General features: G+C 43.8%; 3 protein-coding genes and 1 pseudogene. All 4 read right to left on the bottom strand.

Annotation, left to right across the window (positions count from 1 at the left end):
- A pseudogene (locus CZ367_RS15755) lies at positions 1 to 246 on the bottom strand (hypothetical protein); the annotation flags it as partial.
- A gap of 321 nt (positions 247 to 567) precedes the next feature.
- Positions 568 to 912 (bottom strand): IS66 family insertion sequence element accessory protein TnpB, encoded by a 345-nt coding sequence (tnpB, locus tag CZ367_RS14400; protein WP_077197622.1) that lies wholly within the window; start codon positions 910 to 912, stop codon positions 568 to 570.
- A 468-nt stretch (positions 913 to 1,380) separates the two neighbouring features.
- On the bottom strand, positions 1,381 to 4,626 hold the full coding sequence (locus CZ367_RS14390) for a S41 family peptidase (RefSeq protein ID WP_077197620.1): 3,246 nt from the start codon (positions 4,624 to 4,626) through the stop codon (positions 1,381 to 1,383).
- A 65-nt stretch (positions 4,627 to 4,691) separates the two neighbouring features.
- Complete coding sequence (locus CZ367_RS14385; RefSeq protein ID WP_077197619.1) at positions 4,692 to 6,479, bottom strand: aminopeptidase P family protein; 1,788 nt, start codon at positions 6,477 to 6,479, stop codon at positions 4,692 to 4,694.
- Positions 6,480 to 6,677: the final 198 nt, after the last annotated feature.

Below are 6,677 nucleotides of genomic sequence, written 5' to 3'. Positions count from 1 at the left end.
AAAATAGCTCAAAATAAGCTCGCAAATCTCGAAGAAGTCTAACGACCGATTTGGGTTAAAACGCTCTGTAAGTGCAAAAGCAATCCTTCTCACCTGCAAGGCTGTGAGAGAAGGTTCAAAACCAATATTGAGCAGGATGAGCGAATGTACGTGTCCAGCCACGTCACGATACGACTCTTTAAGTCTATAATAAAGAGCCTTTTCACCAGTTGCCGGATTAAAACGTGTCTGTACATTTGCGTGCATAGGTGCAAAGTAACAAAAAAAAATTGATATGCTGGTGTCCTACAAATCAGATTTAGCCCGTATTCAGAAAACGCTACGGCTGATTATTAAGTACTTAGCAAACCTGAAACCCTCAAAACACACTGAAAATTTATGAAAAATAATTATGCCCGTTAAACTTGGGTTAAGTTCAGCATCCCTTTGCTCAAGAAGTTTAACAACAGCTTCCCGAGTGAGAGAATGGTAGTCAGATGTCATTGTGCAATAAGGCATATTCATCACATTATCAGTTCTTTATACGATGTAAAGTTACAAAAAATATCTGATACTGGCAAGAAAATACTAAGATTTATTGTATCTTTTTCTTCGGTAGCAATTAGGATTTATACCTTCTATATAGAGTACCAATTCGTCCCAGCGAAGTTCATAAAATCCAGTTCTCGCCCGTATGATTTTAGGACTCAGGCAACCCTGTGCCATCTGTTTATGATACACGACAAAACCACAGCGTTCCCAGTGCAGCAATTTAATTCGGTTACGGGATCGATTGTAGAAAACGTAGACAACACCATCAGAAGGATTGAAGTCATTGCTGCGTACCAATTGGGACAGGCGAACAATACCCTGACGCATGTCCACAGGAGTGCAACAAACCCGAAAAACATTTGTTTCGTTGAGTACAAACATAAGTTTTTCGGGCAAAGGTAGTAAAGCAAGAATGTTACACAAAGGCGGCTAATATTGGATGCTTACGTTTTATGTCAAAACGTAGACCTATTGTTTTGGGTTTCGAAATAGCCTGTTTTGCGCCACCAAAACCTATTGTTTTGAAAATATTGGCTCTATAACAAATCGTGTGGGTAGGTAACGAATATTTCTCGTCAACGTCTTCAAAAACAACCAAAAACAGCTCAAAATAAGCTCGCAAATCTCGAAGAAGTCTAACGACCGATTTGGGTTAAACCCAAAACCGTCGTTAGACCAGTTTAGCTGTTACTTCAAGTATTATTGAAACTTATGAGATGTCTTTTTGCCTTATTTTGGCTTTATTTTGCCTATATCGGCAGTCACATAGTCCGCTATGATCCTTTGATATATGCAAAATAAGCCTAAAAATACATTCTCATTCTAACGAGCGGTTTAGGTTAAATGTGCCTACTTCTTCATCATTTCTTCCACAGCACGTACCAATTGACGGTCGTAACCATTGATATAGTCTTCTGGTGTGTTGTAAACCTCAATATCAGGGTTGAGTGTTTGGTTTTCAGCAAACTTGCCATTCATATCTTGGCAGCCCACTTGTGGAATACCAAACACCATTCCATTGATGAGTGTTTCCCACCATACGGCAGTCATCGTACCTGCTACTGGCGCACCAATAAGTTTACCAATACCCAAATACTTGTATATCTGTGGGAAACCCTGACCATTACTGTAGTCGTCCTCGCAAATCATCACACACGATGGTTTGTTCCACTTATTGAATGGGTCGCTACCAATATACTTGCCGTGAGGAATAAACTTCTGATACTCCTTACCGCTAAGCAGCGTGCAAAGGTCATCGTGCAACCAACCACCACCATTGTGACGTTCGTCCACAATAACAGCCTTCTTGATTCTGTTCTCAGCACTCAACAATTCGCTATACACCGTGCGGAAACTTGGACTATCCATACCTCTGACGTGAACGTATGCAATCTTTCCACCCGAAATGCTATCTACGAGGGCACGATTACGGTCTACCCAACGCTTATAAAGCAAGTTTTCTTCAGCACCCTTGCTAATGGCTTTCACCGTTACATCAAAACGCTTCTTGGTCTTTGGATTGTAAACCGATACACGTACAGGGCGGTTGGTCTTACCGTCCAACATATAGTTGTAGTCCTTGCCTGCAAGGATAGGTTCGCCATCTATCTTTTCGATGATGCAACCAGCCTCAACTCCTGTTTTCTTTACGGCAAACGGACCACGCTTAATCACTTCTTCTACCTTGAGCCCATCACCCTCGTAAGCGTTATCGAAGAACAAACCAAGCGAAGCGGTATTCAAACTTGCGCCATAAGGACGGAAGCGTGCACCAGTGTGCGAAGCATTCAATTCGCCCAACAACTCTGAAAGCATCTCTTGGAAGTCGTAGTTGTTATTAATATAAGGTAGGAAGCGTTCGTATATCTTCTTATAACCTGCCCAATCTACACCGTGAATATCTTCCACATAGAACTTGTCGTACACTTGCTGCCATACGTGGTTGAAGATGTATTCACGTTCAGCAAATGGTTTGTAATCGAAACGTGCTTCAAAGTCTACATTTCCAATAGAGTTTTTACCAAGGTCAATCTTCTTGATGCTACCACGTGAGCAATAGTAAATGTTCTTGAAGTCTTTATCAGCCTCAAATGCACCACTACCAATGCCCTTCAATACAAGTTGTGTTTTGTTTTCTTTCAAGTCGTGTTTCCACAAGTCGTACCCACCTTCAAAAGCAGCTTGATAATACAATACGTCGCCATCAGGATTGAGCACAGCATCGCCAAGGTCTGACGAATTTACAGTAAGACGCACAACACGGTCACGACAGTTGTCTAAGTCGAACGCCAATGCTTTCACGTCCTCTTTCTTCTCATCTTTCTTGTCGGCTTTTGCGTTTTTCTTGCCTTTCTTCTTGTTCTTCTTGTCTTTTTCCTTTGCAGCTTCCTCTGCCTTCTTCTTTTCCTTTTCAGCAGCATCAGCCAAGCTACGTTCTTCCTTTGTCATGCGGAAACGCTCGTAAGCATCAAGGTCGAAGAACATAATGTAAACGTCATTCTCCGAGCCCCAACTTCCGTGACTGCGATAACCTGCACGGTCGCTGCTAAAGAGCATAGCCTTTCCGCCCAATACCCACTTAGCATAGCCATCGCCATAACCGCTTTGAGTCAAGTTGTAAATAGGTTTCTTGCCTGAAGCGTCCACCAAAGCCACATCAGGGTTATTCCAACCGCCATTGCCCATATAAGGTGCTAATATCCAACGGCTATCAGGACTCCATGAAAACCATATATCGCCATCTTGATAAGAATACACATCTTGACCATCGGTAGCCGTAACAACGTTTTTGCTCTTCAAGTCCATCACCTTCAGCGAAGCTCTATTTTCATAGTAAGCTATCTTCTTTCCGTCAGGACTATATTGTGGCATCTGCGATGTTTGGTTGGTATTGGTCAGTCGTTCCTCCACAAGGTCGGTAGCGTAAGCAAACTCTTTTTCCTTATCGCTCTTAATCTTAGTTTGGTAAATCTGCCAAAGTCCGTTACGTTCTGAAGCATATACAATGCTCTTTCCATCAGGCGAAACATCTACATTGCGCTCTTGTTCAGCTGTATTGGTTATCTGCTTTGTAGTCTTATAATCGAGTGATGTAACATACACATCGCCGTGAAGAATAAATGCTACTTCCTTTCCGTTAGGCGACACCTTGATTTCGGTTGCACCCGATGTACGCAATTGGCGGTCGAGCGATGACACTATCTGGTCGGTGGTGATACTGATGTTCACCTTCTTAGGTTCGCCATTGGCAGAAAGTGTATAGATTTCGCCATCATAGCCGTAGCACAATGTGCCGTTCTTAGCTGCAGTGAGGAAACGCACAGGGTTCTTCTTATGATGGGTCAGTTGTACCTTTCCTGTTCCGTCAATGTTGCGTTTGTACACATTGAATGTTCCATCTTCTTCGCTCAAGTAGTAATAAGCCGACGCATCGTTGCTCCATACGGGTGTACGGTCTTCACCTTCAAAGGTGGTCAGTTTCTTATACTTTCCTTTGCTATACATCCATATATCGCGAGCCACTGGCGAACGGTGGTGCTTTCTGAAGTTGTCTTCATAGCCTTTTTGGTCGTGATAAAGTATATCGCCTGCCGCATTTACGCTCACATCGCACATTGTCAAAGGTGAAAACAAGCGTGGTCTGCCGCCTTTAACACTTACCTCGTAGGTTTGTGGAAATACGCCCGATGCAAAGAAGATAGACTTTGCAGTAGGCATATTTGAAGCTGTAAACAACACTTTGTCGTTTCCAACAAAGGTCATTGGCAACTCGTTGCCGCTATTGGTGGTAAGACGCGTGGGCGCTCCACCTTCTTTCGCCATCACATAGATGTCTAAACTTCCTTCACGTGACGAAGCAAAAGCTATTTTCTGCCCGTCGTTGCTCCATACAGGATAAGCATCGTAAGCAGGGTTGGTGGTCAACTGTCGAGCACTACCGCCAGTCACTGGTACGGTAAAAATATCGCCTTGATAAGAAAAGGCGATAGTCTGCCCATCGGGAGAAATGGCACTATGGCGCATCCATAACGGATTGTTGTCTGCCGAAGCTGCCATTGATACTCCAAGAAGCATCATCGTTAAAATTTTCTTCATTATCTTTCTTTTGTTTTTACTGTTTATTCGTTAAGAAGAATATTATATTGTCTTTTTAAGTCTTTTTATACTGTTGCACAAGCTGCTTTCAACCACGCCTTTTCCTCATCGTTAAGATAAGGCGAAAGGGTATTGTACACTTTCTTATGGTATGCGTTGAGCCACTCTACTTCCTCTGTGGTCATCATTGAGAAGTCGATAGGAGCGGTATCAATAGGTGCAAGGGTAAGGGTTTCGAACTGTAGGAACTCGCCAAAGGCTGTTGTCTTGTAAGGCTGAATAACCAATGTATTCTCTATACGTACACCAAACTTGCCTTCAAGATAAATACCAGGCTCGTTGGTAACGGTCATTCCTGCCTTCAGCGGAGCTGGTCGCCATTCCATACGAATTTGGTGAGGGCCTTCGTGTACATTGAGGTAGCTACCCACGCCGTGACCTGTGCCGTGCATAAAGTTGTAGCCTTCGCGCCACATTGCACCACGTGCAAAGGCGTCAATCTGCGAACCGCAAGCCCCAGCAGGGAATTTGCAAAGGTCTAACTGTATATGTCCTTTCAGCACAAGGGTATATATCTTCTTTTGCTCATCGGTTACATCGCCCAAAGCTATCGTTCGGGTAATGTCGGTTGTGCCGTCCAAGTATTGCGCACCACTGTCTATGAGCACCAATCCGTGAGGCGCTACGGGTATATCGGTTTCGGGTGTAGCCTCGTAATGCACAATAGCTCCGTGCGCTTCATAGCCTACAATGGTATCGAACGAAATGCCTTTAAACAGGTCTTGTTCAGCACGGAATGCGGTCAACTTCTTGTCTAATGATATTTCGGTTTCGCCACCAGCCTCAACAGCGGGTTTCAACCACTTCAAGAATTTCACCATTGCCACGCCATCGCGTATCATAGCTTGGCGGAAGCCTTCCACTTCCACTTCGTTCTTTACAGCCTTCATTGCTGGAATAGGCGATGGGGCAACGAGGGTAAGCACTTCTTCCACAGCGTTGAACACTTGGAAATTGAGCTGATTGCCATCTAAGAGCAAATTGCTACCATTGTATGCAGCCAATTCGGAAAGCACTTCATCGTATCGCTTCACCTCTACGCCTTCGTTAGCCAAATATGCACGTACCTCATCGGTCAACTTATCGGCATCAACAAAGAGTTTAGCGGTCTTTGCTCCAATAAGCAGATAAGCCACAAACACAGGGTTGCAGTGTACATCGCTACCACGCAGATTGAGCGTCCACGCTATTTCGTCAAGCGCAGAAACCATAATGCCATCAGCATACTGAGCAGCCAACGCCTCACGAATACGAGCCAACTTTGAGGTTGTGCTTTCGCCAGCATACGCTATTGGTTGCAGTTCTATCTTATTTTTAGGAATAGAGGGGCGGTCGGTCCACAACTCTGCCAAGGGATCGAAGTCGGTTTGTACAAAGAAGTTGCCCAATTCGCCTAATGCACCCACAAGTTCGGTAACAAAGGCGTTGGAACATACCCAACCATCGACACCAATATTTACATCGTCGCAACCTTCAAACTCGCTTGCCAACCATTCAGCTATTGAGGGTGTGCCTGCAATGCGCTCTTTCATCAGTACAAACTCTGTGTCTGCAAGCTGTTCGGTAGCAGCAATAAAGTAGCGTGAGTCTGTCCATAAGGCTGCACGCTTTAGGGTAACAACTGCTGTACCTGCCGAGCCATCGAAACCCGAAATCCACTCCCTACCCTTCCAATGGTCAGGTATGTATTCGCCTTGATGAGGGTCGGTACTTGGAAAGATAAAAGCCGAAATACCTACACGTTGCATCACGTTGCGCAATTCGGTTATGCGGTCATTGATTGTATTTGTCATATCATTGCTAAATTTAGTAAAGCAAAGATAATAAAAAGGAATGAAACAAGCAAACTGTAAAGCCGAAAATCTAAATACTATGATTCTTTTAACAACTTGTATTACATTTTGTCAATAATCTCTTCGACAGAAATTCTTTAACAAAAAGAAAGGGTGTTTTAACACTTAAAACAGCGAAAGAGCATTGTTTGATACTTC

This window comes from Prevotella ihumii (genome assembly GCF_900155655.1).
Classification (GTDB): domain Bacteria; phylum Bacteroidota; class Bacteroidia; order Bacteroidales; family Bacteroidaceae; genus Prevotella; species Prevotella ihumii.
Note: the sequence above shows the minus strand (reverse complement) of the source record. Positions and strands in the feature narration are given on the sequence as shown.

Coding starts and splice junctions, on each gene's coding strand:
- tnpB (WP_077197622.1), bottom strand. CDS start 912: ATGTTTGTACTCAACGAAACAAATGTTTTTCGGGTTTGTTGCACTCCT.
- CZ367_RS14390 (WP_077197620.1), bottom strand. CDS start 4,626: ATGAAGAAAATTTTAACGATGATGCTTCTTGGAGTATCAATGGCAGCT.
- CZ367_RS14385 (WP_077197619.1), bottom strand. CDS start 6,479: ATGACAAATACAATCAATGACCGCATAACCGAATTGCGCAACGTGATG.